This window comes from Streptomyces sp. NPDC096311, assembly GCF_044763085.1.
Taxonomy (GTDB): Bacteria; Actinomycetota; Actinomycetes; order Streptomycetales; family Streptomycetaceae; genus Streptomyces.
The window spans coordinates 73,598-95,587 of sequence record NZ_JBIWFN010000005.1 but is presented as its reverse complement, the minus strand read 5'-3'; the positions used below and the strand labels follow the sequence as shown (position 1 = coordinate 95,587).

Sequence of the window (21,990 nt, the reverse complement as noted above, 5' to 3'; positions counted from 1 at the left end):
CGAGATCGTGGGAGAACTCCATGCCTTGGGCGGTTACGTTCAATGAGTACGGTGATGGCGAGTTTCGGCAGCTCGTCGACGTGGATCAGCCGGTTCCCGGCGCCGAGCTCGCCGGGATCGTCGCCGAAGCAGGCAAGAACGCCGCCGAGTTCGCGGTAGGCGACGAGGGCATCGGCTTCACCCGTTCGTCTACGCCATGAAGGCGCCGTTTCATCCCGAAACCGATGGACGAGACGGGCCGGACACGCCAGCCGCTTGCGGCGTGCGTTCAGGTACCCGTAGCCGCATTGGACTTCCGCCATGGAGCGGCAGGATCGGCAAGGTTGTCCAAGATCAGCTCACACCAGGTCACCGCCGCGTTGACGGTCAGCCGGGCATGACGAACCCCGAGTACATCGCGGACCTCGAACGCATCATGACCGACATGAGCTACGGCCTCGTCGGCAGGTTCTCCGTCGGGGCGATCGCCGTCACCGACATCCTTCCCGCCCTCGAACGCGTCGTCTTCCGCATGACCACCGACAACGCGCGCCCCGCTGCCGGCGCCCTCGCGCACCGTCGCGCCGCACCCGACCCGGACTGAACCCGGGATGGCCAGGCATCCCGGGCCGCGGTGCGGCCTGTCAGCTGTTTCGCTTGGGGCTGACGCCGGATGTCCAGTTGTCACCCATGTGCTCCCGCTCGCCGGTCACGGTGACGGCGTCGAGCCGCGCCATGTCGTCGGCGGTCAGTACCAGGTTGGCTGCCTGGGCGTTCTGTTCGAGGTAGGCGATGCGTCGAGTGCCGGGGATCGGGACGACGTCGGGCGCCTTGGCGAGCAGCCACGCCAGTGATACCTGTCCGGGCGTGATCTCGTGGGCTGCCGCGATGTCCCGTACGACGTCGAGGGTGGTGAGGTTCTTGTCCAGCGTGCCTTCGGCGTACTGGGGCATGGTGCGTCGCCAGTCATTTTCGGGAAGGTCGTCGCGGGAGGTGATGGTGCCGGTCAGCGCGCCGCGGCCGAGCGGGCTGTAGGGCACGATGCTGATGCCCAGCTCCTGGGCCAGCGGGAAAATCTCGGTTTCGATGTCACGCGCCCACAGCGACCATTCGGTCTCCAGTGCCGTGATGGGGTGCACGATGTGGGCCCGGCGGATCGTGTCGGGGGCTGCCTCGGACAGTCCAAGGCAGCGGACCTTGCCCTCGGAGACGAGTTCGGCCATGGCGCCGACGGTCTCCTCGATCGGCAGGCCGGGGTCGACACGGTGCAGGTAGTACAGGTCGATGTGGTCGGTCTTCAGGAGCGTGAGGGAGCGCTCGATGCGCTTGCGCATGTAGGCGGGAGTGCCGTTCATGACGGGGGGATTCCCGTCCATCGGCGGAACGACGATGCCGAACTTGGTGGCGAGGACAACCGATTCGCGGCGCCCGGTCAGCGCACGGCCAAGTATCTGCTCACTGTCTCCGTAGAGATCGGCGGTGTCGAGCAGGGTGACACCGAGATCCAGCGCCCGGCCGATCAGGGCCTCGGGTGAGTCGGTGTAGGCGGCCGCCTGGCGGTCGGCCGTCGCGTAGCCCATGGCGCCGAAGCCCACGGCTCCGACCGTGAGGCGGCCGCCGAGAGCGCGGCTGGGAATGCTCATTTCTGTGTCCTTCGTCGATGGTGGTACCGCCGGGGCGGCCGTACCGCCGGGCGGTTCTTCAGGTGATCTTCAAGACCGGCCCTGGGGTGATGCCGTTCTCGTTGAAGGAGTCGACGGCTACCCAGTAGTCGTGGCCCGCGTTGAGGCTGCGCAGATCGAGAGCGCTCTGCTCGTACAGCAGCCAGCTGTGGTAGAGCTTGTCGGCCGCGATGCCGTAGCGGACGTTGTAGCCGTGAGCGCTCTCGCTGGGGTCCCATTCGATGCGGGCGGTGAGGTCGTCGACGCGCGCCGCCCGCGGGGTGATGGCCGCCGGGGCCGCCCCGTGACCGGTGCCGAAGACGCGGAGTCCGCTGACCGAGAAGGGTCCGTCGAAGGGCATCCGGCCCGCGGTGACCCGCACGAAACGGGCTCGCCGTGCGGGCTTGAGTGTGACAAGAGCGTGCGGGGCGTCCTCGCCCGAACCCCGGTTGTCCGAGACCGTGTGCCATTCCTGGCCGTCCGCCGAGAACTCGATAAGGACCTCGGTGGGCTGCGGGTCCCGGTAGATGGCCCGCCATGCTCCGCCGGTGTCCTCGACGTCGTCGCGCTCGGGTGCGTGGCGCGCCACGTCATGGTCGGCGAGGTTGAGTTGGATCGCCGCTACGGTGCGTGCCTCGCCGAGATCGGTCTGCAGCCACTCTCCGGGCTGCGCGGCTCCCGCCGTCCACCAGGTGCGGATGTCCTCGTTCATCGCGAGTTCGGGTCCGTGGCCCTCGGCGGACGACGACGCGGTCGTCGCTGCACGGAAGGACTGCAGCATCCACCCGGTGGAGGTCTCCGTCCACGGGTCAACGCGGCGGTCGGGTACGCGCATCGGGTAGTCCCCGAAGTTCTGGTTGCAGAAGAGAACGCCGTCGGCGTCGATGCCGGCAGGGAAGAGGCCGACGCGCCGCTCGAACTCGTGGTGCACCGAAATACGCATGGTGGCCGTGTGCCACCAATTGCCGTGCTCGTCCTGGAAGGTGCTGCCGTGGCCCGCGCCGGTGGCGAAGCCGCCGGGTTTAGACGAGAACGGGCTGTTGGGCGCGTAGGTGAACGGCCCGAGTGGCGACGGTCCCGTGTAGTACCCGTTCGCGTAGGTGTTCCACTCCGTGCCCGGTGCGGCGTACTGCAAGTAGTACGTTCCGTCGTGCCGCGTCATCCAGGCGCCCTCGACGAACGGGGAGTCACCGAGGTACTGGGCGATGATCCTCGCCCGCTCTGTGGTGGGCTCGGCCTTGACGTGGTTCTCGCCGATCCGCTCCCAGCCGTGCCGGTCGGGGGCGCCACTGATGAGGGGCACCGGTTCACCGGCCTTCTCCAGGGTCGCCGGGTCGAGGCGGACGCCGGTGATGGGCTCCTTGTTCGAGCAGCCCCAATAGAGGTAGAGGGCACCGTCGTCGTCCTGGAAGAAGTTCGGGTCCCAGAACGGGAATCCCTCGCTCACTCTGGTGAAGTCGTCCACGAGGGGGTCCTCGCTGCGGAAGACCGGGCTGTCCGACAATCGCGACGCCGCGAAGTAGAGGGCGCCGTCGATCTCCCGCACATGCGGGGCGTAGTCGAGCACGGGCAGCGTCGGGGTTGCGTGGTACTCCCAGGTGAGCAGGTCGGTCGAGTGCCAGAAGCCGGCCGACATCGAGGCGAAGAGATAGAACCGGCCTTGGTACCGGACGATGGCGGGATCGGCCGCTTCGCGGTGCACGGTCCGCTCCGCGCCCATCGGGCGCACGTCCTGATAGCGGTAGGGGATGTCCAGGGGATTGCAGATGACTGTTGCTGTACGGGGGCTGGAGTCAGCGAGCATGAGTGTGTTCTCCGGCAACTCAGGCATCTCAGGTCAACGATCCGGGGCTGTCGACCAGCGACAGGAGCCAGTCGCCGTCGAGCGCGCCGCCACTCAGGTTGAGGATCTGGTTCATCGGCAGCGAGGCCACCATGCGCATCTCGTCGCTGTCGTCGTCGGGCTCCGGTCCGCCCTGCGCGACGAGCGGCAGCAGGCGCTCACGGAGCGGTGGTCCCGCTACGGGGTGTGCGAGCCATTCGCCGACATCCGACGCCAGGGAGAGCGGCGGCCGGATGCCGTCGCCGTCAAGGTGGACACACTGTTCACGGAGCACCGTGGAGGCGTTCTCCGCGATCTGAACGGTGTACGCGCCGCCCGGGACGACCCACCGCGCATGCGAGAGATCCCAGTACGCGAACGTCCGCCGGTCCAGGGCCAGTTGGACGGTCCTGGTCTGTGCGGGTTCGAGGTGGACCTTGGCGAACGCCGCGAGTGTGCGCTGCGGGCGCCGGACGGGGCCGGCGTCCGTGGAGACGTAGACCTGCACCACGTACTTTCCGGCCCGGGTGCCGGTGTTGGTGACCGTGACGGCCGCGGATGCCTCGGCCGGTCCGTCGACCTCGACACGGACCTTGGACACGTCGAAGCCGGTGTAGCTCAAGCCGTATCCGAACGGGTAGCGGACCGGGGCGCCGACCGTCTCGTAGTGGCGGTAGCCGACCATCACACCCTCGCCGTAGCGGACGTGCTCCTGCTCTCCGGGGAACGTCAGGTAGCTCGGATTGTCCTGGAGGCGGTGCGGGATGGTCTCCGCGAGCCGACCGGACGGATTGGCAACGCCGAACAGGAGATCAGCGATCGCCGCTCCACCGCCCTGGCCCAGGAGGAACCCTTCCAGGATCGCGTCGACGTCGTCGTGCCACTCTTCGAGCGAGACCACCCCTCCGTTGGCGAGTACGACCACGGTCCGTGGAGAGGCCGCAGCAACCTTCTGGATCAACTCAACCTGTGTGGGCGGGAGTTCGAGACGCGTTCGGTCGCGGCCCTCGGTCTCCTCCGCCTCCGGGTTGCCCGCGAAGACGACGACCACTTCAGCCTCGGTCGCAGCGCGCACTGCCGCCTCGCGTAGAGCTCTGGCATCCGCGCCGTGGGTATCGAAGCCCTGCAGATATGTGACCTTGACGCCGCGTGTGGCCGCGTGGCTCTCGATGCACTCCAGCGGGATGTCGATGTGGGCTGCGTTCACGTGAGAGCTGCCGCCGCCCTGATAGCGGGGCGCGGTCGCGAACTCCCCGACCACGAGGAGGGATGACGGCCGCTCCAGCGGGAGGGTGCCGTGCTCGTTCTTCAGCAGGACCGCGCATTCGGTCGCGAGCTCACGAGCCAACTCGTGGTGCGCGTCGAGGTCCACCGTGGTCGGCCGGCGGCCGGCTGCTGCATCGCCGAGCGCGAGCACGCGCTCGGCGGCACGGTCCACTGCGGACTCCTCGACACGACCGGCGCGGACGGCTTCGACAACCGACTGCGTCGCGTGATGTCCAGGTCCCGGCATGGACAGGTCCAGGCCCGCGTTCAGTGCCGCGGGACGCGTGCGCACGGCACCCCAGTCGGAGATCACGGCGCCGGTGTAGCCCCATTCGTCTCGCAGTACCTGGGTGAGCAACCAGTGGTTCTCGGATGCCTGAACACCGTTGACCTTGTTGTACGCGCACATGACGGTGGCCGGCTCGGCCTCGGTGACCACGTGTTCGAAGGCTGCCAGATAGATCTCCCGCAGTGTGCGTTCGTCGACGTCGGCGCTGATGACCATGCGCTCGGTCTCCTGGTCGTTGGCCGCGAAGTGCTTCAGCGACGCCCCGACACCACCGTCCTGGAGGGCCCGTACGTACGCGGTGGCCAGCACCCCGGAGAGCCACGGGTCCTCCGAGTAGTACTCGAAGTTCCGGCCGCCGAGCGGGGACCGCTTGATGTTCACGCCGGGCCCCAGCAGGACGTCCACTCCCAGTGCGCGGGCCTCCTGGGCGAGAGCGGCGCCGATCCTTGCGGCCACTTCCTCGCTCCAGCTCGAACCGACGGCGACCGCGGGTGGGAAGCACGTCGCCGGTTCGCTGTGGTGCAGTCCCAGGTGATCGGTGCCGTGCTTCTGGAGGCGCACCCCGTGTGGACCGTCGGCGAGCACGATCGCCTCAATTCCCGCATCGGGGACGGCGGCGGTGGACCAGAAGCCGCCGCCGGTCAGCAGGGACGCCTTCTGTTCGAGGGAGAGGGCGTCCAAGTCGGCTTTCGCCATGGGTATTCCTTCTGTACGGGACCGGGCGTGGCCCGGCGAGGGTGGTGACGTGTGGTGAGCTGGATGTCGCGGAGGGCATGCAGTGCTGCGCGCTTGTCCGGGGCGGCTTTGGGGGCTGACGTGCGGGACGCTGGAGGCCGCCGATGGAGCCGATCGGGATCGGCACGAGCACAGGGAGTGCATCGAGGACGGGGCCGGCCCACTCCTTTGCAGCCGGCCCACGCGGCACGGTCAGGAGGTCGCCGCTTGGCCCACCTCGGCTTCGTCGAGCCGCTTGACCTTGGGTATCAGCAGGATGAGGAGACCGCCCAGGACGACGCAGCCGGCCATCAGCCAGAACCCGTTCGCGAAGCCGCCGTCGCTGTAGAACTGGGTGCCCTTCATGACCATGCCGCCCTTGGCCATGACCACGAAGGTGACCTGGAGGACGATCGCCTGGACGACGCCCTGCACCATGCTCTGAGCCCCGTTGGCCAGCGCCTGCTCCTCGGGCGGAACCGCCGCGATGATCATGATCGGCACGATGGCGGCCGTCATGCCCGTGCCCACGCCTGCCACGAGCCCCATGACGATGATCTCAGACACCGAGTGGTGGAGATGGGAGCCGAGGGCGAAGCCGGCGGCGGCGAAGAACGCCGCAGCGCTCAGCAGGAGACGGGGCTCGATCCGGCGGGCCAGGATCCCGGTCACGACGGACACCACGATGATCAGGACGCTCATGGGGCTGGTGTAGATCGCGTTGTCCGTCGCCGACCAGCCCAGGCCCGCCGACATGCCGGGGATCTTCGGCATCAAAGCGAGCAGCTGCATGACCGTGCCCACCGAGTAGACCGCCGCCGCGACCACCGCCGTGGCGACCAGTACCGACCAGACCTTGCGCCGCTTGAGCATCGGGAGCGGGAACAGCGGGTTGGCGACACGGCTTTCGACGACCGCGAACGCGATCAGCGCGAGCACGCCCGCACCGATGTAGGTGAAGATCTTGCCGCTGGTCCAGCCCCACGCGGCGCCCTGCCCGATGGCGTACACGATGGCGGTGAGGCCACCCCCGAGCAGCACTCCGCCCAGCCAGTCCATGCGGACCCGCGCCTCGCGGACGGGGCTCTCGGGGACGACGGTGATCAGCAGGATCAGGCTGAGCACCGTGGCGATCGCCATGAACCACAGAGCGCCGCGGAAGCCGAAGTCGTCGATGACCCACCCGGTGAGGAACGGTCCACCGAGGCCCACCAGGCCGAGTCCGCCTCCCATGAGTCCGCTGGCAGGACCGACCAGGTGGCGGGGGAACACGTCGCGCGCGATCGAGTAGGAGAGCGCCGCGATCGGTACGTAGAGCCCAGCTATGCCCCGACCCACGAGCAGCGTCGCGTAGTTCGGTGCGAGGGCGGCGATGGCGTCGCCTGCGAGCCCGAGCACGGAGATGACGATCATCACGCGCCTCTTGCCGTACATGCCGGCGGCCTTCACCACGAAGGGCATGACGAACGTACCGATCAGGACGCCCATCAGGCCGAACCAGGCGATCTGCGTCGTATGGAAGTGGATCGCGATCGCGGACTGCGCGTTGCCGGCCAGCAGGCTCACGATCGGGAGGATCTGTGCGGTCCACACCAGGGCGAGGAGGGTGAACGTGTGCCGGACGCCGAACCGGATCTTGGCGTTCGGTTCTGGGGTACTCGCGGGGCTGGCCAGTTTCTGGGACATGTGCGGCCCTTCAAGTAGGTGGTGCCGGAAGGTGCGGGGTTCGCCGGAACGGGCATGCGCGGGGCTGCGCATGCCGTGACGGGCGTACGGGTTGGAGCTCTGTCGGCCTCGAGAAGCGCGATGAGGGGGCCGGGGTCCAGGCGGCCTCCGGACACGGGGACATGGCGGCCGATCAAAAGCAGCGCGGTCCGGGAGCCGGGCCGGTCGTGGTGGTGCGGATTTCCGCAGAGGCGCCGTTGATCCGGTTGTGGGCGGCCATCGCCGTCCGCACCCCGGCGGTGGTGACGTGCTTTCAGCAGCCGGGCGTTCGACGGCCCGCGTCTCCCCTGCTCTGTGCGTCGACCGCAGAGTGGTCTTCTCCGCCGAGGAGGGAGCCGTGACGGCTCGCTGCATGTCCAGCGCGTTGCCCGCGGCCGGGCGATGGACCGGTGTGGTGACTGAAAACAGCGATCGCCATGTTTGGCTCCCGACACATCGTTGTGGTTCAGGTATCGCGCGGCGGCAGGCTGGAGCTTGTTAACGCGCGTCAGGAGCAAAGCAGAGGCTGTTAACGCGCGTCAATAGCGATGTGAACTGTAGGTGTCACGCGTTAATGGGGCTACACTGACCGTGACATCGACGAAACGGAGGCAGCGGTGATCGCTACCAGTCAGGACGTCGCCGACAGGGCGGGCGTCTCGCGATCCACCGTCAGTCAGATCCTGAACGGCCGCGGGGACCAGTTCGCGGCGGAGACCCGGGAACGGGTGCGTCAAGCTGTCGCCGAGCTCGGATACGAGCCCTCCGCCGCAGGGCGCGCGCTGGCCAAGGGGTCGAGTGACATCGTGATCGCGCTCATTCCCGACACGACCTTCGGCGGGAATCTTCAGGACATCTACGGTTCACTGACCGACGAGTTGTCGAGGCGGGGGCTCACCCTGGTCCTGCGGCTCTCGACACAGTCCGAGGCGTCCCTGGACCGCCTGGTCGTCGGGATGAAGCCACGAGCGATCATGTCCCTCACCCGGTTTTCCGCAGCCGACCGAGGGCTGCTCGAGCGCCGAGGCGTCGAGGCGATCGATCCGCACAGCACGTCACACCCGGACTCCAACGCCGAGATCGGCAGGCTGCAGGCCCGCCACCTGCTCGACCGGGGCTATCGGCGTCTCGCCTACGCCCACCTGCACGATGAGCGCAGCGACACCTTCGGGGGCGCTCGCGAGCGGGAGTTCGTCGCCGAGTGCCACACGCACGGCGCCGACGCACCTCGGATCCTCACGCTGGGGATCAACGCCGAGGACGCCGTGTCCGCGCTGGACCAGCTCGGCGAGCCGGGCTTCGCCGTCGCCTGCTACAACGACGACGTGGCCACCGCCCTGCTGCACGCCGCATCACTCCGAGGATGGCGTGTGCCGCAGGACTTGGCGCTGATCGGCGTGGACCACACCCCCCTCTCCCGCCTGACCACGCCGCCGCTCACGACGTTGGAGTACGACACCTCCCTGGTGACCGAGGCGATCATCCAGTCGCTCCTCTCCCGCCTGGACAAGGAGGGATCCAGCACCGCGCGCACCGAGGTTCGTTTCCGGCTGATCGCAGGCGGAACCACCTGATCTCGCCCGGCTCGCCGCCGGCCGGCCCGTAGAGGCCGGTGGCGGTGCAGAGGCGAGACGGTGATCCGTGCCCGTCGCCTCGTGGCCGGGACACGGCAGGAGAGAAACGGCGCTCCATACGGGCGCCACGTTTGCAGAGGCGAAATTTCTACGCCGAAACCCCATGGCCACTCACCGTGCGGCCGCCCAGACGCGTCGCGTCCCGCGGGAGGGGACCGCGTGCACACCCCTGGGCGGCTGCGAGCCGACTACACATGGAGACCGTATGATCCGCACGTCCTTCGACGACGGCTGGCACGTCCGGCCGAAGGTCAACCCCTTCGCCGAACTGTCCGGCCACATGGTCCCCTTCCGTCCGGTGACCGTGCCCCATGACGCGCTGATCGAGCAACAGCGCGCTGCCCCGGACGGTGCGGCCACGATGGAGGGCGCCGCGGGCGCGTACCACCCCAGTGGCGTCTTCGAGTACCGCAAGACGTTTGCCGTGCCCGAGGAGTACCGGGGCAAGCGGATCTTCGTCGAGTTCGAGGGCGTGTACCGCGACGCGACCGTGCACATCAACGGCGCCTACGCGGGTCAACGCCCGTACGGCTACTCGCACTTCCGTATCGACGCCGACCGCTTCCTGCGCTTCGGCGAGGACAACGAGATCCGGGTCGAGGCCCGCGCGCACCGTGACTCGCGCTGGTACACAGGAGCGGGAATCTACCGTCCCGCCTGGCTGCTCGTCGGGGACGTGGCCCGTATCGCACCCGACGGCGTCCGCGTCACCACCTCCGACATCGACGGCTCGCGCGCCATCACCGAAGTGGTGACGGACGTGGTCAACGACTCGATCGAGGTACGTACGCTCGATGTCGTCACCGAGATACGGGACGCAGCCGGGACCGTCGTCGCGAGCGACCTGTCGAAGGTGACGGTGCTGCCCGGTGAGCCGGCGACCGTCCGCCAGCGCCTGTACATACCCTCGCCGACCCTGTGGAGCCCCGCATCCCCGAGCCTCTACGACTGCCACGTGGCCTTGAAGGACGTGGACGCGGAGCAGGTCACCTTCGGTATCCGTTCGCTCCAACTCGACCCGGAGCAGGGGCTGCGGCTCAACGGCGAGAGCGTGAAGCTGCGCGGCGCCTGCGTCCACCACGACAACGGAGTCCTCGGCGCCGCCACGTACGCGCGCGCCGAGGAGAGGCGGGTGGAAATCCTCAAGAAGGCCGGGTTCAATGCGATCCGGATCTCCCACCAGCCAATGAGCCGGGCGATGCTCGACGCCTGCGACCGCCTCGGCATGCTCGTCGTGGACGAGGCGTTCGACATGTGGACGTCCGGCAAGAGCGAGTTCGACTACAGCCTCAGTTTCCCCGAGTGGTGGGAGCGCGACGTCGAGGCGATGGTCGCCAAGGACGTCAACCACCCCAGCGTCATCATGTACTCGATCGGCAACGAGATACCCGAGACCGGCTCGCCCTTCGGCGCGGTGTGGGGACGCAGGCTCGCCGAGAAGGTCCGCTCCCTGGACCCCACGCGTTACGTCACCAACGCCGTCAACGGCATGCTCGCCGTCATGTCGGAGCTGGGCGCCCTTCAGGAACAGGCCGCTCGGGACGGCGCCGGCATCAACACCCTGATGGCGGACGCGGGCGACGCGATGAACGCGATCAGTACCTCCGAGCTGGTCAGCGAGCGCACCGCCGAGTCCTTCGCCGTACTCGACGTGGCCGGCATGAACTACGCCGAGGCCCGCTACGCGGCGGACCGCGAGCTGTTCCCGAACCGGATCATCCTCGGCACCGAGACCTTCCCCACCCGTATCGCCGGCAACTGGCGCCTGGTGCAAGAACACGGCCATGTCATCGGCGACTTCACCTGGACCGGCTGGGACTACCTGGGCGAGGTCGGCATCGGCCGGCCCCAGTACGTCACCGAAAGCGGGCCGGCGCAGGCACACAACGCGCCGTACCCGTACCTCGTTGCAGGCTGCGGCGACATCGACATCACCGGGCATCGCAGGCCCGCCTCCTACTACCGGGAGATCATCTTCGGCCTGCGGGCCGAGCCGTACATCGCGGTACGCCGACCCGAGCACCACGGTAGGACCTGGGCCGGATCGCCATGGGCCTGGAGCGACACCGTCGCCTCCTGGACCTGGCCCGGCTTCGAGGGCGAACCGGTCACGGTCGAGGTCTACGGCGATGCGGACGAGGTCGAGCTCATCGGGAACGGAAACTCCTTCGGGCGGCGGCCCGTTGGCGCAGAGCACCGTTTCCGCACCGAGTTCGAGATCGTGTACGTACCCGGGGACCTGGTCGCCGTCGCCTACCGGGACGGCGCCGAGACCGGCCGCACCACCCTGCGCTGCGCCACCGGGCCCGTGCAGCTCAGGGCAGAGACCGACCGCCAGACCATTCGGGCGGCAGGCGGCGACCTGGCCTACGTCACTCTGACCCTCACCGACGCGCAGGGCACCTGCCACACCGGCGCCGACCGGCCGGTCACCGTCGAGGTGTCCGGAGCCGGGGAACTGGTCGGCCTGGGCAGCGCCGCCCCGTCGACCGAGGAGCGGTTCGACAGTACGGAACGCCGTACGTACGAGGGGCGCGCGCTCGCCGTCCTGCGGCCCACCACCGTCGGAAAGATCCGGCTCACCGCCACCGCGCAGGGCTGCGATCCGGTGGACGTCGTCGTCACGGTCGAGCAGCAGCCGCACGACCACCGCCACCAGGAGCAGTGACCATGATCAACCGCGAATCCCTCGTCCGCCGCCACACCGTCGAGATCACCCGCCCCGACCCGGCCCACGTCCTGACCGTCGGTAACGGAGACTTCGCCTACAGCGCCGACATCACCGGCATGCAGACCTTCGTCTCCTACCACGACCAGGCCGCGGCCCTGACCGGGCAGCGCCTCACCATCCACAACGCGACGCTGTCGAACTGGGGTTGGCACTCGATGCCCAACCCCGACGGGTTCGTTCTCGACGACGCGATGTCGACGTATCAGACGGCACGTGGGCCGGTTCGATACCCGGACAAGTTCGACATCGCCTCGATGATGGGCGGCGAGGTGGCCGAAGACATGCGCGCCGGAGCCTGGCTGCACATGAACCCGCACCGGATCGACCTCGGCCGCGTCGGACTGAGGCTGCGCCCCGCCCTCGGTGCCGATCCGGAGACCGGCCCCGAGGCGCTCACCGACCCCCGCCAGCGACTCGACCTGTGGTCGGGCACGATCCACAGCAGCTTCGCCTACGCCGGTGCGGACGTGCGGGTCACCACGGTCGCCCACCCCCAGCACGCACGGGTCGCCTTCAGGATCGAATCGGAGCTGTTGGCGAGTGGCCTCGCGGATGTCGTCCTGCGGTTCCCCTACGCCAGCGACGGCTTCTGCCAGACCTCCGACTGGACCGCGCCGGACCGACACCACTCGACCCTGGAAGGGCTGGGAGAAGGAACTGCCCGGATACGGCGGGTGCTGGACGACACGAAGTACGACGTACGCCTCGACTGGACCGGCGACGGCTCACTGGACGTTGCGTCGGAGCCGCACGCATTCGAGCTGACCGGTTCGGGGACCGTGCTGGAACTCGTGGTCGCCTTCGCCCCGGACGAGGACCTGGCAGGCGGCACCTTCACGTTCGTGGCCGACGCGGCCGCGGCGTGGTGGCGCGACTTCTGGACCTCTGGGGCGGCCATCGACTTCACGGGCAGCACCGATCCACGGGCGGCAGAGCTGGAGCGCCGCATCGTGCTGTCGCAGTACCAGACCGCCGTGAACAACTCCGGCTCCGTCCCGCCCCAGGAGACGGGGCTCGTCGCCAACTCCTGGTACGGCAAGTTCCACCTGGAGATGCACTGGTGGCACGCGGCCCACTTCGCCGCCTGGGGCCGCCCCGAACTACTCATCCCCAGCCTGGAGTGGTACCTGTCCACTCTCGACACCGCGCGCGAGACCGCCCTGCGGCAGAGCTACGAGGGCGCCCGCTGGCCCAAGCAGGTCGGCCCGGACGGCCGGGAGAGCCCGTCGGACATCGGCTCCCTGCTGGTATGGCAGCAACCCCACCCCCTCTACCTCCTCGAACTGGCCCACCGGAGCCTGCCGAAGGAGCAGCGGCCCGAACTGGTCACCCGCTTCGCCGAACTCGTCGAGGAAACAGCACGGTTCATGGTCTCCTTCGTGGAGGAACGCTCCGGCACCTACCACCTGCCCGCACCCGTGATGCCCGCGCAGGAGTTCTACGACGCGAAGACCACCGAGGACCCCACCTTCGAACTCGCCTACTGGTGGTGGGGCCTGGAGATCGCCCAGTCCTGGCGCGAGCGCCTCGGCCTGGAGCGCGACAAGAAGTGGCAGCACGTCCAGGACAACCTGGCCACGCCGCACCAGGACCCGGACCGCGGTACGTACACGGCGATCGCGACCGAGCCCTACCTCCGCCGTGACGACCACCCCTCGATGCTCTGCGCCCTCGGTGTCGTCCCCGCGGGCCCGCTCGTCGACGCGGGAGTGATGGAGGCGACGCTGCTCGACGTCCTTGCCGACTGGGAGTGGGAGTCCGCCTGGGGCTGGGACTTCCCGGTCCTGGCGATGACCGCCACCCGCGTCGGACGTCCCGACCTCGCCGTGGACGCCCTGCTCATGGACACCGCAAAGAACACCTACTCGGCAGTCGGCCACAACCCGCAGCTCGGCAGCGCTCTACCCCTCTACAACCCGGCCAACGGCGGCCTGCTCGCCGCCGTGTCCCTCATGGCGGCCGGCTGGGACGCCACCGGCACCGGCAATCCGGACAGCCGGGACCTTCCCGGCTTCCCACACGACGGCAGCTGGCAGGTCCGCCACGAAGGCTTCACCCTCTGGCCCTGACAGAGCCGACCGCCCGCTGACGCACAAGACGACCTGCCCATGATCTTGGAGGAAACCCGATGAGCCGCGACCCCGACCTTCGCCACGACTTCCTGTGGGGTGCGTCCACCTCGCCGCACCAGATCGAGGGGAACAACCTCAACAGCGACTGGTGGCGCACCGAGCACATGGCCGTAGGCCGCCTGGAACGCAGCGGAGACGCGTGCGACAGCTACCACCGCTACGAGGAGGACATGCGACTCCTCGCCGAAGCCGGACTGAACGCCTACCGGTTCGGCATCGAGTGGGCGCGCATCGAGCCGGAGCCGGGCGAGTTCTCGCGTGCCGAGCTCGCCCACTACCGCCGCATGATCGACACCGCGCGCGGCCTCGGCCTCGAACCGGTCGTGACCCTCCATCACTTCTCCGGCCCCCGCTGGTTCGCCGACGAGGGCGGATGGACGAGCCCGACCGCGGTCGACAGGTTCACCCGGTACGTGGAGCACGCCTGCACGATCCTCCACGACGTCAACTGGATCTGCACCATCAACGAACCGAACATCCTGGCCATGATGAGCGGCATGGCCAGGGCGATGGCCGAGGGCGCCGAGCTCAACCTCGGCGCGGACATCCGCATGCCCGCCCCGGACCAGGGCATCGGCGAGACCCTCGTACGGGCGCACCGCGCCGCCGTGGGCGTCGTACGGGATCACACCTCGGCGAAGGTCGGCTGGACCGTGGCCCAGCAGTCCCTGGTGCCCGCGCCCGGCAGCGAGAAGATCTACGACGACCTGCGGTGGGCCTGGGAGGACCTCTACCACCACGGGGCGCGCGGCGACGACTTTCTGGGCGTGCAGTCGTACACCAGCCAGACGGTGAACGAGAACGGCATCATCCCCGTGCCCGAGAGCCCCGACAACACCCAGACCGGCTGGGCCTACCGGCCCGACGCCCTCGGCATCGCCCTGCGTCACGCCTGGGAAGCCACCGAAGGAATCCCACTGCTCGTCACCGAGAACGGCATCGCCACCGCCGACGACACCCGCCGGATCGCCTACACGACCGAGGCGCTGAGGCACCTGTACGGGGCCGTCGCCGAGGGCATCGACGTCCGCGGATACCTGCACTGGTCGGCACTGGACAACTTCGAATGGGGCAACTGGGCGCCGACGTTCGGACTGATAGCCGTCGACCGTGACACGTTCGCGCGCACGCCCAAGCCGAGTCTGGCCTGGCTGGGCGGCGTCGCCCGCAAGGGTGGTGCCCTGGAGGCGGGGGCCTGAGTCCGTTGTGGCCGACAACGCCAGCGGCCACCATGCCGACCATCCACCGACACGTGATCAGTCGGCGCCCAGGTTGCCCCGCTCAGACATGGACGGCGAAGAGAACCGCCGCGAACACGGCCGAGACGGTCCTGCGCATGCTGGCCTCCCCCCGGACGAGGCCCACGAGGTCGCCCGGCACCCGCTCCCCGAGCAAGGCCCGTTCGTCGGAGCTAAGTATTGAGGAGTGAGCGCCCGTAGCCCTCAGGGAGTTCGCAGGACCAGGTGTGGGTTCCTGGCGCGGACCGGGTCCGCGGTCCTCCCAGGGGCAGGTCCACCTCGGCGGGTACGGGCGTGACCCGGTCGACGGTCATCGTGCCGTCGGCAATGCGCCAGGCGAGGTAGATCTCGCCCTGCCCAGTGATGTGCCGTACGGCGGCGTGCGTGAGGTCGGGGGCGACGGCCGGGGCGACGCGGATGCGGCCGTAGCCGGGTGCCAGCATGCGCAGCCCCGCCACGTCGGTGTGCAGCCAGTGCGTCGCGGCGCCGAACGCGGAGTGGTTGAAGGACGTCATCGCGTCCGGGTGCATGGTGCCGTCGGCCCAGCGCGTCCCACCGTTCCCAGATCGTGGCGGCGCCCATGGTCACCGGATAGAGGAAGGACGGGCAGTCCGTCTGCAACAGCAGCCGGTACGCCTCCCCCACATGGCCCGGTCATGCTCAACGCGGGCAGCACGTACGGGGTGCCCGCGAAGCCCGTGGTGATGGTGAATCCGGCGTCGGTGAACAGAGCGACCAGGCGGTCGCCCGCGTGCTGCTCCTGCTCTTGGTCGAGCAGGCCGAAGCACAGGGCCAGTGCATAGGCGGTGGCGCTCTCGCAGGTGACCCGGCCGTTCGCAGTGACGAACTCGGCACGGAACGCGGCCCTGGTACGTGCCGCCAGCGCGGTGAAGTACCCCTCGTCGGCAGGACGTTCGAGGCGCGCGGTCTCGGCCATCTCCTGCGCGGTGCGCGCGAAGTACGCGGCACCGACCAGGTGCTTGTCGGTGCAGCCCGCGCTCGGATCGTCGCCGGGGGCCGGCGGGTCGAGCCAGTCGCCACGCTGGAGGCCGTCCCGCCACAGGCCCCGGGCGTCGAGGAGCTTCTCGATCTCGCGGACGTAAGCGGCCATTGAGGGGTAGGCGCGGCGCAGGATCTCAGGGTCGCCGTACTCCTGGTACACCGCCTAAGGCAGTCGGACCGCGACGTCCGTCCATACGCCGGCAGGCGGCGCGGCCGTACCCCTGACGTGCGGCACGGAGCGGCACGCGACCTGCTCGGCGGCAACGTCGTCGAGCCAGGAGCCGAGCACCCCGCGGACGTCGTAGAGGAAGGCAGCGGTGGGGCCGAACGCGTTGATGTCGCCGGTCCAGCCGAGGCGCTCGTCACGCTGGGGGCAGTCCGAAGGGTGCCCGACGAAGTTGCCGACCATGGAGCGCACCGTGTTGGCGTGCCATTGGTCGAGACGTGTGTCCGAGCAGGTGAACCAGCCCGTGCGGGGCATGTCGCTGTGCACCGTCACCGCTGTCACCTGGTCGAAGGGGCCGTCAATCTCGGCGTAGCGGAAGCCGTAAAAGGTGAACCGCGGTTCCCAGGTGGTCGTGCCCCCGGCGTGGAAGTAGCGGTCGGTGGCCTTCGCGGTGCGCAGGGAGCGGGTGTCCAGCTCGCCGTCGGTGAGGATCTCGGCGTGCCGCACGGTCACGCATGTCCCCGGCCCACCGGTGACCGAGAGGCGCACCCAGCCCGTGATGTTGTGGCCGAAGTCGACGACGGTCTTCCCCGTCGGGCTCGTGGTCGTCGCGACGGGTGTGAGTTCCTGGGTGCGGCGGACGGGTTCGGCGGTGCGGGGGACCAGGACGGCCGGGTCCCAGTCGAAGAGCTCGGCCGGCTGCCAGGAATCGGCCGCGGGGAACCCTGGCCGGGACCAGCCGCGCGGTTCGAGGCGGGCGTCGTAGGTCTCGCCGTCGTACAGGCTGTGGGCGAGGACGGCGCCGGTGGCACAGGTGAACGACTCGTCCGTGCCGATCACCTGGACGCGGTGTTCGTAGTGGAGGTCGAGCTGCAGGAAGAGGGCGGGCCGGTCGGTGCAGTGGAAGCGGTTGGCGTGCTCGCGGGTGGTGCCCGGCTGTACGTGCTCGATGCGGCCGGCCGCCCAGCCTTCGCCGAGGATCACGCCAAGAGCGTTGGCCCCCGGGGTGATCAGGTCGGTGACATCGTGCGTGCTGACCGGCAGCCGGTGCCGGTATGAGGTCCAGCCCGGGCAGAGCACCTCGTCGCCGACCCGGCGGCCGTTCAGGTATGGCTCGGCGATGCCGAGGGCGGTGACGTGGAGCAGCGCCCGCTCGGGGAGTTCGGCGACGGTGAAGTCGCGGCGCAGGTAGGAGGCGGCTGCGTCCGGCTGGGGGTGGTGTCCGGGAGTGACGAAACGGGCCTGGTACGGCATCGGGACTCCATGAGGCGGCGTGCGTGAGCGCGGATCGGAGCGGCGGGGCGGGCTGCCACACCGCCCCGCCGGTGTGGGAAGCCGCGCTCAGCGCTCCGGGGCGGTGATCGTGAGCCGCCACTGCCAGGTGTACTCCTGCGCGCTGGGACGGAATTCGCAGCGCGTGTCGGGGCCGAGGCGGCCGGTGCCGACTCCACGGTGGGCGATGTCAAGGTGGACCACCGTCCGCGTGCTCCGCGGCAGCTTCCACCAGTGGTCGACGGCCTCCAGCTCGGCGGTGGTGGGCCGGCCGACGACCATGTGGAGTGGGGCGTGGGAGGTGCGCACCGTGCCTGGCGGACCGGTCAGTTCCAGGGCCGAGACCTCCCCTCGGCCGCCGTTCTCCGACGGCACGATGTACCGCACCGGCAGGTAGTCGATGGAGCTGTCCCACACTCCCAGGAGAGCTGAGGCGCGGCGGTCGGGGTAGTTCTCCCAGGGGCCGAGCCCGGTGTAGCGAGCGTGCTCGAAGCCGGGCGCGAGGGTGAACTCCATGCCGACGCGGAGACCGTCCGTCGTGCCCTCGGGCAGTATGACGTGCTCGCTCAGCACCCAGTCGGCGTCGCCGATCGCATGGACGGTGCGCTCGTGTACGACGTCCTCGCCCCGGGCGGTGCGATACCGGATGCGGCCGTCGGCGACATCGACGGGGGCCTCATCGCCTCCGTGAAGCATGAGGGTCGACTCCGAAAGCTGGCAGGTCGATTGGATAGGGCATTGGGGTAGGCCGAACTGATTGCAGGGAGTCATGAGACGTCGCCTGTGATCGGCTGACTCGTTGGCCGGCGTGGGCAGATACGCCCCCACCGTCGGGGCTCCGTCTGACTGGCGGATCTCCGGGCTCTGCCTGCCCGAATCTCCCGCCACCGCGGGTCTCCCGGACATCGGCCCGGTCCCTGCGCTTCGGCGCAGCTGGGTCGTCGAACCTCTCGTCATGGATCTGGGAGCCCGTTCTTCGCGGACGTCGCCCACGGCGCCGAACAGGTCGCACGCGGGAGCGACCTGATGCTCCTGGTGTGGAACAGCGCACCGCAGCCCGCGGAGCCGATCGGCCATCTTGCCGTCCTGGCCTGGACGCGCGTCCGCGGCGTGCCGATGTTCCCTGCGGACGCACACCCTCATCGCCGGATGGACGGGATCGATGGGGGCGGATCGGACCCATCGGATGGGGTCCGTGCCGACCGGCGGCTCATCAGCGGAAGGCGAAGTGCTCGGCGTGTAGGTGGTGCCGGGGGACGCCCTTGCGGTGGAGGGCACGAGTGAGGTTTTCGACCATGGAAGCGGGGCCGCAGAGGAAGACGTGGGTGTCGGGAGTGATTGGTCCGGCCACGGCTTGGATCCTGTCCGCGGTCAGGCGGCCGTGGTTGCGGCTGAACGTCGGGTGGAGCCGGAGTTCAGGGCGGCGTTCTGCGGTTGCGGCGAGTTCTGGGAGGAACGGCGCGTCATCGGCCGTAGGGGCGCAGTAGAAGAGGTCGATACGGGGCAGCGTTTCGCAGGGGTGGGTGAGCCAGCCGAGGAAGGGTGCGATGCCGATGCCCGCAGCGATCCAGATCTGGCGGGGTCCGCCGAGGGTGTGGTCGAACATGCCGTAGGGGCCCTTGAGGGTTGCGGGGAGCCCTTCGCGTACGTCCGTGTAGAGCTTGCCTGTGCCGCGGCCCAGGGCACGGATGGTCAGGCGCACCGAGCCATCGGCCTGCGTTCCCGCGACGCTGAAGGGGTGTTCGTGCCAGCCACCGACCCGCAGGTAGACGAACTGACCACCCGTCACGGGGAGCGCCGTCCTGCTGGTGGGCGTGAGGGTGAGGTCGAGGATGCCGGGTGTGGGCCGCTCAACGCGGTGAATGGAGTAGTCGGCCCGGGGTTCCCTGTGCCGCAGCACCAGTTCGTCGTAGCCGTAGGCGATCATGCCGATGGTGGCCATCGTGACGTAGATCCCCAGGAGGGGTGTGGATCCGCCGATGATGAGATCGAGGAACCAGCCGTGGAAGAGCGCGGACAGGAGCAGCAAGCCTGTGAGGCGGTGCAGGAACAGCCAGCGCTCGTAGGGCAGCCGGAGGATGCGGCCGACCTGGCCGAGTGAGATGACGACGAGCAGGAGCAGGCCGATGGCGGAGACAGCGCCAAGGACGTGCCCCATCCCCACCGACGCCGTGTGGTCGTAGCCGTATTGGCTCCCGTCGAAGCCGGAGAAAAAGTGGAGGAGCAGATGGGGGATGAGCAGGAGCATGGACCATACGGCGTACTGCTTGTGCTGACGGTACATGCGGTCCAGGCCGCCGAACCACTGCTCCAGCCACATAAGGCGGGTGGCCAGCACCAGGGTGCAGGACATCAGGTACACGGACAGGACGCCGGCGAACTCGCCGACGAAATAGACAGTACTGAGACCCTCGGGCCTGAGCCAGTCCCAGGCCAGGTAGAGCACGACGGCACCGGCCGTGACCGTCAGAGGTCCGACGTGCCGTTTCTTCAGACGCGCGTCCAAGGGAGCACGCGCGATCCGGACAGCGTAGATCGCTATCACGATCAGAACGGGCATCGTCTACTCCTCGGGGGTCAGCAGCATGGCGCAAGGAGCACTGACGAAGGCCGGGCCTACCGTGCGCTCGCGGCCTGAGCGCCCTTGCGTACAGGTGGCTGGGGTTCCTGCCACCCCCAATATTGGCTACAACGTAGCCTTTTCTTTCGGTCACAGTCAAGCAAGGTGCACCCGGAAACCCGTCATCAACCTCGGGGTCCACCCCTTCCCTGCAGGACACACCCCTCACCAGCGAGCCCCCGAGGCCCACCACGGGAGCCGGGAACCGGGGCCACCGCCGCACTGATGCAACGACGGGCCACACGGTGCGCCGCCGAGCCACCACTGCCCGGCAGTCCAGAGACGAGAGCCCGACATCAAGCCTGGAGCGTGCCGCGCCAGGAAGCGCAAGGGGTGCCCCAGCACGCTCATGCGTCGCCAGGGGACACATGGCAACCTCCCCGCCATATGGCTACGATGTAGCCGATTAGATCACTGGGCAGACCGGGTCGAGCGGGCGGGTGCGCCACTCGTTCATCGAGTCCAGGGCCTGTCGGTGATGGTGGAGATGGTCTCCTTGGAGGTCACCCCCGCGCCGTCAGCGAGAGGACCATCTCGTCCAGCGCACCGGTCCACCGCGCATGCTTGGGCCGACCTCACTCATCACCTTCTTCGTGCGATAACCGTTGCGCCCGTTGCCGCCCGAGCGCGCACCACGGCCACCCACGCGCTCGGCCTCGGCGGCCAGACGCTCCTCCATCTCGGCCTCCAGAGCGGCCTGCACCAGGTACTGAGTGATCGCCGGCAACAGGCCGTCCTCCCCGACCAGCTGCAGCCGGCCCTCACGGACCTTGTCCTGCGCCAGCAGCGTCAACGCGTCCAGCAGGTCCAGACTCAGTCCATCCACGGTCTTCGACATCCTCTTCACGCCCGCACCGTCGGCGGCTGCCTCGCCGGGCACAAGCGACACGTCGCCAACCGTCTCGAGAGAGTGAGGCTTCTGGATTGTCATCAGGTGTCCCTTCTGGTGAAGTTCGCCCAATACGTGACACTCCCCGACCTCGACGGCGACGAGGCCGCCTCCGATCTGGCCGAGATGGTCCTGCGCACGCTCGACCCTCCCGCGGACGATGCGCACGAGGTCCCCCGGCGCCCGCTGCCCGGCCTCGACTGACCGTCAAGGCTCCTCTGACCCACGCAAAACGGCTCGGACCTGGAGCGCAGCGACCTGTGCTGGTACGCCGGCGGCGACGAGGAACACTGTCGCAGCTGCCTCACCGGTGGGATCCGCCCAGGTGTACCCCGTGTTCTCCTCGGCGAGGGCCAGCATCAGTGCTTCCAGCGCCTCGGCGAGGACAGGCGCGGGGACATGGCTCGCGAACACGCCTTCATACTGGCCACGTCGTAGGGCCGCGACGGCCTCTTCGCGGGCCGGTTCCAAAGTGGCGCGGATCGCCTCCTCCTCTCCCAGAGGGCGGCGCCCCAAGGAGATGAGCATGCGGTACTGGTCCCCCACCGCCCATGCCGCCAGAACCATCCGTGCCATGGCCTCCAGCGGATCAGCACCCGGGATACGGGCTGCGGCGAACGCCTGTTGAAGCGCTTGGCCTGCTTCCTGCGTCAGCTCGGCTATCAGCGCTTGCCGACTGGAGAAGTGTCCGTAGAGGGTGCGCCGCGCGACGCCGGCCGCCAGAGCGATGCTGTCGAGACTCGCGTCGGGGTCGTCCCGCAGTTTCTGCCGAGCGGTCGCGAGAATGCGTCGGTGGTTCGAACGAGCAATCCTGCGCTGCGGAGTGCGGCCCAGGGTATCGGTCCTCTGCATGGTTCCATCTCCACCAGTT

General features: G+C 68.9%; 15 protein-coding genes and 3 pseudogenes. 7 read left to right on the top strand and 11 right to left on the bottom strand.

Features of this window, described 5'->3' with window-relative positions; translation table 11 throughout:
- Positions 1-20 precede the first annotated feature (20 nt).
- A complete protein-coding gene (locus ACIRA5_RS14660; protein WP_403690836.1) occupies positions 21-200 on the top strand; it encodes a hypothetical protein in 180 nt (59 codons plus the stop codon).
- A 176-nt stretch (positions 201-376) separates the two neighbouring features.
- A complete protein-coding gene (locus tag ACIRA5_RS14655) occupies positions 377-583 on the top strand; it encodes a hypothetical protein (protein WP_403690834.1) in 207 nt (68 codons plus the stop codon).
- 40 nt (positions 584-623) lie between these two features.
- Here the strand turns inward: ACIRA5_RS14655 and ACIRA5_RS14650 are convergent, their stop codons facing one another.
- From ACIRA5_RS14650 to ACIRA5_RS14635, 4 genes are all read right to left on the bottom strand, one after another.
- The gene (locus ACIRA5_RS14650; protein WP_403690833.1) at positions 624-1,622 is read right to left on the bottom strand and encodes an aldo/keto reductase; all 999 of its coding nucleotides are present in this window, start codon (positions 1,620-1,622) and stop codon (positions 624-626) included.
- A 58-nt stretch (positions 1,623-1,680) separates the two neighbouring features.
- A complete protein-coding gene (locus tag ACIRA5_RS14645; RefSeq protein WP_403690832.1) occupies positions 1,681-3,444 on the bottom strand; it encodes a family 43 glycosylhydrolase in 1,764 nt (587 codons plus the stop codon).
- 28 nt (positions 3,445-3,472) lie between these two features.
- On the bottom strand, positions 3,473-5,713 hold the full coding sequence (locus tag ACIRA5_RS14640) for a beta-glucosidase (RefSeq protein ID WP_403690831.1): 2,241 nt from the start codon (positions 5,711-5,713) through the stop codon (positions 3,473-3,475).
- A 231-nt stretch (positions 5,714-5,944) separates the two neighbouring features.
- Positions 5,945-7,417 carry an MFS transporter gene (locus tag ACIRA5_RS14635; RefSeq protein ID WP_403690829.1) on the bottom strand — a complete coding sequence of 491 codons (1,473 nt, stop codon included), beginning with the start codon at positions 7,415-7,417 and terminating at the stop codon, positions 5,945-5,947.
- 635 nt (positions 7,418-8,052) lie between these two features.
- On the opposite strand from ACIRA5_RS14635, the gene ACIRA5_RS14630 reads away from it, so the two are divergent.
- The 4 genes from ACIRA5_RS14630 to ACIRA5_RS14615 all read left to right on the top strand — a co-directional run bounded on the left by ACIRA5_RS14630 (position 8,053) and on the right by ACIRA5_RS14615 (position 15,131).
- Positions 8,053-9,009 (top strand): LacI family DNA-binding transcriptional regulator, encoded by a 957-nt coding sequence (locus tag ACIRA5_RS14630; RefSeq protein WP_403690827.1) that lies wholly within the window; start codon positions 8,053-8,055, stop codon positions 9,007-9,009.
- Positions 9,010-9,274: 265 nt separating this feature from the next.
- Positions 9,275-11,737, top strand: a complete 2,463-nt coding sequence (locus ACIRA5_RS14625) for a glycoside hydrolase family 2 TIM barrel-domain containing protein (protein WP_403690825.1) — start codon at positions 9,275-9,277, stop codon at positions 11,735-11,737.
- Between the two features lie 2 nt (positions 11,738-11,739).
- A complete protein-coding gene (locus ACIRA5_RS14620; protein ID WP_403690824.1) occupies positions 11,740-13,869 on the top strand; it encodes a hypothetical protein in 2,130 nt (709 codons plus the stop codon).
- Between the two features lie 59 nt (positions 13,870-13,928).
- Positions 13,929-15,131, top strand: a complete 1,203-nt coding sequence (locus tag ACIRA5_RS14615) for a glycoside hydrolase family 1 protein (RefSeq protein ID WP_403690823.1) — start codon at positions 13,929-13,931, stop codon at positions 15,129-15,131.
- 212 nt (positions 15,132-15,343) lie between these two features.
- Here the strand turns inward: ACIRA5_RS14615 and ACIRA5_RS14610 are convergent, their stop codons facing one another.
- The 6 genes and pseudogenes from ACIRA5_RS14610 to ACIRA5_RS14585 form a co-directional block, all read right to left on the bottom strand.
- On the bottom strand, positions 15,344-15,685 hold the full coding sequence (locus tag ACIRA5_RS14610) for an alpha-L-rhamnosidase C-terminal domain-containing protein (RefSeq protein ID WP_403690821.1): 342 nt from the start codon (positions 15,683-15,685) through the stop codon (positions 15,344-15,346).
- A gap of 79 nt (positions 15,686-15,764) precedes the next feature.
- Positions 15,765-15,815 (bottom strand): annotated as a pseudogene (locus tag ACIRA5_RS14605) (hypothetical protein); the annotation flags it as partial.
- Between the two features lie 19 nt (positions 15,816-15,834).
- Positions 15,835-17,592, bottom strand: a pseudogene (locus tag ACIRA5_RS14600) (family 78 glycoside hydrolase catalytic domain); the annotation flags it as partial.
- An 87-nt stretch (positions 17,593-17,679) separates the two neighbouring features.
- The gene (locus ACIRA5_RS14595; protein ID WP_403690820.1) at positions 17,680-18,306 is read right to left on the bottom strand and encodes a hypothetical protein; all 627 of its coding nucleotides are present in this window, start codon (positions 18,304-18,306) and stop codon (positions 17,680-17,682) included.
- Between the two features lie 517 nt (positions 18,307-18,823).
- Positions 18,824-20,170 (bottom strand): ferric reductase-like transmembrane domain-containing protein, encoded by a 1,347-nt coding sequence (locus ACIRA5_RS14590; protein WP_403690818.1) that lies wholly within the window; start codon positions 20,168-20,170, stop codon positions 18,824-18,826.
- 577 nt (positions 20,171-20,747) lie between these two features.
- Positions 20,748-21,161, bottom strand: a complete 414-nt coding sequence (locus ACIRA5_RS14585) for a transposase (protein ID WP_403690817.1) — start codon at positions 21,159-21,161, stop codon at positions 20,748-20,750.
- A 42-nt stretch (positions 21,162-21,203) separates the two neighbouring features.
- On the opposite strand from ACIRA5_RS14585, the pseudogene ACIRA5_RS14580 reads away from it, so the two are divergent.
- A pseudogene (locus ACIRA5_RS14580) lies at positions 21,204-21,323 on the top strand (TetR/AcrR family transcriptional regulator); the annotation flags it as partial.
- A gap of 3 nt (positions 21,324-21,326) precedes the next feature.
- Here ACIRA5_RS14580 and ACIRA5_RS14575 read toward each other — a convergent pair.
- Entirely contained in the window at positions 21,327-21,971 is a 645-nt protein-coding gene (locus ACIRA5_RS14575; protein WP_403690816.1) for a TetR/AcrR family transcriptional regulator, read from the bottom strand.
- Between the last annotated feature and the right edge of the window lie 19 nt (positions 21,972-21,990).

Excerpts from the sequence above, each read along its gene's own strand:
- ACIRA5_RS14635 (WP_403690829.1), bottom strand. The coding sequence starts at position 7,417 with ATGTCCCAGAAACTGGCCAGCCCCGCGAGTACCCCAGAACCGAACGCC.
- ACIRA5_RS14575 (WP_403690816.1), bottom strand. The coding sequence starts at position 21,971 with ATGCAGAGGACCGATACCCTGGGCCGCACTCCGCAGCGCAGGATTGCT.
- ACIRA5_RS14620 (WP_403690824.1), top strand. The coding sequence starts at position 11,740 with ATGATCAACCGCGAATCCCTCGTCCGCCGCCACACCGTCGAGATCACC.
- ACIRA5_RS14585 (WP_403690817.1), bottom strand. The coding sequence starts at position 21,161 with ATGACAATCCAGAAGCCTCACTCTCTCGAGACGGTTGGCGACGTGTCG.
- ACIRA5_RS14625 (WP_403690825.1), top strand. The coding sequence starts at position 9,275 with ATGATCCGCACGTCCTTCGACGACGGCTGGCACGTCCGGCCGAAGGTC.
- ACIRA5_RS14640 (WP_403690831.1), bottom strand. The coding sequence starts at position 5,713 with ATGGCGAAAGCCGACTTGGACGCCCTCTCCCTCGAACAGAAGGCGTCC.
- ACIRA5_RS14615 (WP_403690823.1), top strand. The coding sequence starts at position 13,929 with ATGAGCCGCGACCCCGACCTTCGCCACGACTTCCTGTGGGGTGCGTCC.
- ACIRA5_RS14660 (WP_403690836.1), top strand. The coding sequence starts at position 21 with ATGCCTTGGGCGGTTACGTTCAATGAGTACGGTGATGGCGAGTTTCGG.
- ACIRA5_RS14645 (WP_403690832.1), bottom strand. The coding sequence starts at position 3,444 with ATGCTCGCTGACTCCAGCCCCCGTACAGCAACAGTCATCTGCAATCCC.
- ACIRA5_RS14595 (WP_403690820.1), bottom strand. The coding sequence starts at position 18,306 with ATGCTTCACGGAGGCGATGAGGCCCCCGTCGATGTCGCCGACGGCCGC.
- ACIRA5_RS14590 (WP_403690818.1), bottom strand. The coding sequence starts at position 20,170 with ATGCCCGTTCTGATCGTGATAGCGATCTACGCTGTCCGGATCGCGCGT.
- ACIRA5_RS14610 (WP_403690821.1), bottom strand. The coding sequence starts at position 15,685 with ATGACGTCCTTCAACCACTCCGCGTTCGGCGCCGCGACGCACTGGCTG.
- ACIRA5_RS14655 (WP_403690834.1), top strand. The coding sequence starts at position 377 with ATGACGAACCCCGAGTACATCGCGGACCTCGAACGCATCATGACCGAC.
- ACIRA5_RS14650 (WP_403690833.1), bottom strand. The coding sequence starts at position 1,622 with ATGAGCATTCCCAGCCGCGCTCTCGGCGGCCGCCTCACGGTCGGAGCC.